The 3738-nt window shown below is 67.1% G+C and carries 4 protein-coding genes; 3 read left to right on the top strand and 1 reads right to left on the bottom strand.

What is annotated here, in order from left to right; all coding sequences use genetic code 11:
- Positions 1 to 67: 67 nt before the first annotated feature.
- The gene (locus QN358_RS18715; protein WP_323513260.1) at positions 68 to 1249 is read right to left on the bottom strand and encodes a hypothetical protein; all 1182 of its coding nucleotides are present in this window, start codon (positions 1247 to 1249) and stop codon (positions 68 to 70) included.
- Positions 1250 to 1526: 277 nt separating this feature from the next.
- Between QN358_RS18715 and QN358_RS18710 the strand changes: the two genes are divergently transcribed.
- The 3 genes from QN358_RS18710 (at position 1527) to QN358_RS18700 (ending at position 3598) form a co-directional block, all read left to right on the top strand.
- Positions 1527 to 1997, top strand: a complete 471-nt coding sequence (locus tag QN358_RS18710) for a DUF3151 domain-containing protein (RefSeq protein WP_136641460.1) — start codon at positions 1527 to 1529, stop codon at positions 1995 to 1997.
- 1 nt (position 1998) lies between these two features.
- Positions 1999 to 3288, top strand: a complete 1290-nt coding sequence (locus tag QN358_RS18705; protein ID WP_136641461.1) for an adenylosuccinate synthase — start codon at positions 1999 to 2001, stop codon at positions 3286 to 3288.
- 88 nt (positions 3289 to 3376) lie between these two features.
- Positions 3377 to 3598: a DUF2945 domain-containing protein gene (locus QN358_RS18700; protein ID WP_136641462.1), complete on the top strand. Its 222-nt coding sequence runs from the start codon at positions 3377 to 3379 to the stop codon at positions 3596 to 3598.
- Positions 3599 to 3738: the final 140 nt, after the last annotated feature.

The raw sequence follows: 3738 nt of genomic DNA, 5'->3' as shown, positions 1-3738 counted from the left end.
GGGCCAGGCAAGGGGGATGCTGGGGGATACTCGGGGTGCGACGCGCTTTCAGTCCGGCGGCGCTGACCTACTCACTACGACGGTTCGAGGCGGCGGTGCGGCGGCGCAGCAGAGCTGCCGCGGTGAGGCCGAGCGCTCCGGCGCTCAGTGCGCCGAGCCCGATGAGCACAGCGGGGGCTGGTTCGAGTCCGGTGCTGGCCAGTGACGAGCCGGTGCCACTGCCGGTGCCGAAGCCGCTGCCGCTGCCCGAGCCGGTTCCACCGCCGGTGCCGTTGCCCGAGCCGGTTCCACCGCCCGTGCCGTTGCCAGACCCGGTTCCGCCACCCGTGCCGCCCCCCGTTCCCGTTCCGGTGCCGGTGCCTGTTCCTGTTCCAGTTCCGCCGCCGGATCCGGTGCCGCCACCGGTGCCTCCGCCACCGCCGGGCGTCGGGGTTGCTGTGGGAGTTCCGGTGGGCGGGGTGGTCGGAGTGTCGGTGGGTGTGCCGGTCGGCGTACCCGTCGGAGTGCCGGTGCCGGTCGGCGGTGTCGTTGCGCCCGGCAGCACACGCGTTGTGATCGAGCTACGGCAGGTGACAAAACCGCCTCCGCCGTTGCCGGAGCCGTTGCACTGGTTGATGGTCACGGGCAGGGCCGCGCTCACCGTGAGATCGCTCACGGTGCACTGCACGCGGATGGTCGCTCCGCCACCATTGCCGGAACCGTTGCACTCGGTGACCGTGGCGCCGGTTGTGCTGCCCAGCGGATCACACGCGATGGTCGGTTCGGTGCCGCCATCCTGGCCTGAGGCGTTGCACTGGTTGACCGTTCCCGGTACCGCGGTGGTTGTACCGGTGATGGTATTCACGATCGAAACGGAGCAGTTGACCGTTGCGCCCCCTCCGTTGCCGGAGCCGTTGCACTGCGTGACGTTCGTCACGAGCGACGAGGAGGGAGTCGTGACAATGGTGCACGTGGTGGCTGCGTTCGCGGCCCCGTGGCATTCGGTCACCGTCGTCACCGACGATTGTGTATTGGTGTCGAGGTTGAGTGTGTTCGCCACGACGACGTCGCAGTTCAGCCCCTGCCCTCCGTCGTTGTCGGTGCCGTTGCACTGGCCGAGCTCTGAGGTTTCGGCTGCTGACGCCGAGGTCGGGTACACACCGACGGTGCCGATGGTGGGAGCCGCAAAGGCAACGAACATCAGAATGGTTGAGAACAGCCCAACGGTGACGAGCGACGACCGGCCATGGCGCCCGCGTTGCCTACCCACTCGTACCCATGAAGAAACTCGACGATCTGATGTTGTCGTGACTTTCGACATGTGCTGTGCCCCTCACCCTCGAGAATGCCCCGAGTGTGGTCAGTGTGAACCACCACCCGTGACCCGCCCGTGACGCGCCCGTGACCCACTCGTGACAGCGGCGTGACGGGTGCGTGACTCGCGCGTTACGAAGCTCGACGGGCGCCGACACCCGCGCTACCAGGCACGATGCCCCACGTCGACGCACGTCAGACGAGCCGCCAGCACTCCCGGGATAGAATGGAGTGTGACCGGCGAAAACCTCCTTGGCGTGCCCCCGACCCTTCTGAACCCCGAACCCGGGAGCATCGAGGTGCTCTCGAGTCACCCCGACGGCTCGTCGCCATCGCAGGTGGAGCTCGAGCTGCTGGTGCAGCGGTTCCCCACCTCGTCGCTGGTGTGGGCGCTGCTCTCCGACCGGGCCTTCGAGGCGGGCCAGATCATCCCGTCGTACGCTTTCGCGCGGGTGGGCTATCACCGCGGGCTCGACGCGCTGCGCAAGGGCGGCTGGCGCGGCCAGGGGCCCGTTCCGTGGTCGCACGAGCCCAACCGCGGGGTGCTGCGAGCGCTGTACGCGCTGCGGCGCGCGGCGGAGCAGATCGGCGAGACCGATGAAGTCACGCGGCTCACAGAGTTTCTGATCGGGGCCGATGCCACGGTCATCCAGACCATCGAGACTGCGCACTACCGTGCGGCAGCGAGTACAGAAGGGCTCTGACATGCCTGCAATCGTTCTGATCGGCGCCCAGTGGGGCGACGAAGGTAAAGGTAAAGCCACCGACCTGCTGGGCAGTCGAGTCGACTACGTAGTCAAGTTCAACGGCGGCAACAACGCCGGGCACACCGTGGTGATCGGCGATCAGAAATACGCGCTGCACCTGCTGCCGTCGGGTATTCTGACGCCCAATGTGACGCCTGTCATCACGAACGGTGTCGTTGTCGACATCGAGGTGCTCTTTCACGAACTCGAGGCGCTCATCTCGCGCGGGGTCGACGTCTCGCGGTTGCTCGTGAGTGCAAACGCGCACGTCATCACGGCATACCACCGCACACTCGACAAGGTCACCGAACGTTTTCTTGGCAAACGTCAGATCGGCACCACGGGTCGCGGCATCGGGCCGGCGTACGCCGACAAGATCAACCGTCTCGGCATCCGTGTTCAAGACCTGTTCGATGAGAACATCCTGCGCCAGAAGGTCGAGGGCGCACTCGAGCAGAAGAACCACCTGCTGGTCAAGGTCTACAACCGCCGCGCGATTGTGATCGACGAGATCGTGAACGATCTGCTGTCGTACGCTGAGCGCCTACGCCCGATGGTCGCTGACACCTCTCTCGTGCTGAACCGCGCGCTCGACGAGGGCAAGACCGTGCTCTTCGAGGGCGGCCAGGCCACCATGCTCGATGTCGACCACGGCACCTACCCGTTCGTCACGTCGTCGAACGCGACCTCGGGCGGCGCCTCGACCGGCTCGGGCGTTGCCCCCAATCGCATCGACCGCGTCATCGGAATCGTCAAGGCGTACACCACCCGCGTGGGCGCCGGCCCGTTTCCCACCGAGCTCTTCGACGAGTCGGGCGAGTTTCTGCGTGCCAACGGCTTCGAGTTCGGCACCACCACCGGCCGCCCGCGCCGCTGCGGCTGGTACGACGCGCCCATCGCGCGCTACTCGGCCCGCATCAACGGTGTCACCGACTTCGTGCTCACGAAACTCGATGTGCTCACCGGCCTCACCACCATTCCGGTGTGTGTCGCTTACGACGTCGACGGCGTTCGTGTCGACGAGGTGCCGGTGTCGCAGAGTGACTTCCACCATGCTGTGCCCATCTACGAAGAATTCCCCGGCTGGAGTGAAGACATCACCGGCGCACGCACGTTCGACGACCTGCCGGCCAATGCGCAGGCCTACGTTCTGGCCGTCGAGGCCATGAGCGGTGCACGCATCTCCGCCATCGGTGTGGGCCCCGGCCGCGAGGCCATCGTCGTGCGGCACGACCTGCTCGGGCAGTAGCCGCCCGACCGAGCAGCAGCCGCACCAACCCTTCTCGGTCGAAAATCAAGCCCGTGTGCATCCGGAGCCCCGGGCGTAGCGTGCTGCCATGAGCGAACTCAAAAAGGGCGACGAGGTCACCTGGCAGTCGCACGGCTCGACCGCCTCGGGGGCCGTCGAGAAGAAGATCACCGCTGACACGCACGCTGCCAAGCGTGAGGTACGTGCGACTCCGGATGACCCGCAATACCTCGTCACAAGCGAGAAGTCGGGCGGCGAGGCCGTGCACAAGCCCTCCGCCCTCACCAAGAAGCCCCGCTCCAAGAAGTAGCACGCCTCCTACGCGGCGCACCCGCCCGCGCCCACCACGCCCGCGCCGACGCCGCCGCCGCCGCCGCCGCGTCGAGCATGCCCGCCTACCGAAGCCGCCGACCACGCCGCTCCCACCGACCCGCCGCCCGTGTCCAGGCG

This window comes from Subtercola sp. RTI3 (assembly GCF_035018625.1).
GTDB lineage: Bacteria > Actinomycetota > Actinomycetes > Actinomycetales > Microbacteriaceae > Subtercola > Subtercola vilae.
This window is presented reverse-complemented; position numbering and strand designations above follow the sequence as displayed.

What these genes read in the sequence shown, in the direction of transcription:
- QN358_RS18705 (WP_136641461.1), top strand. Translation starts at nt 1,999, where the DNA reads ATGCCTGCAATCGTTCTGATCGGCGCCCAGTGGGGCGACGAAGGTAAA.
- QN358_RS18700 (WP_136641462.1), top strand. Translation starts at nt 3,377, where the DNA reads ATGAGCGAACTCAAAAAGGGCGACGAGGTCACCTGGCAGTCGCACGGC.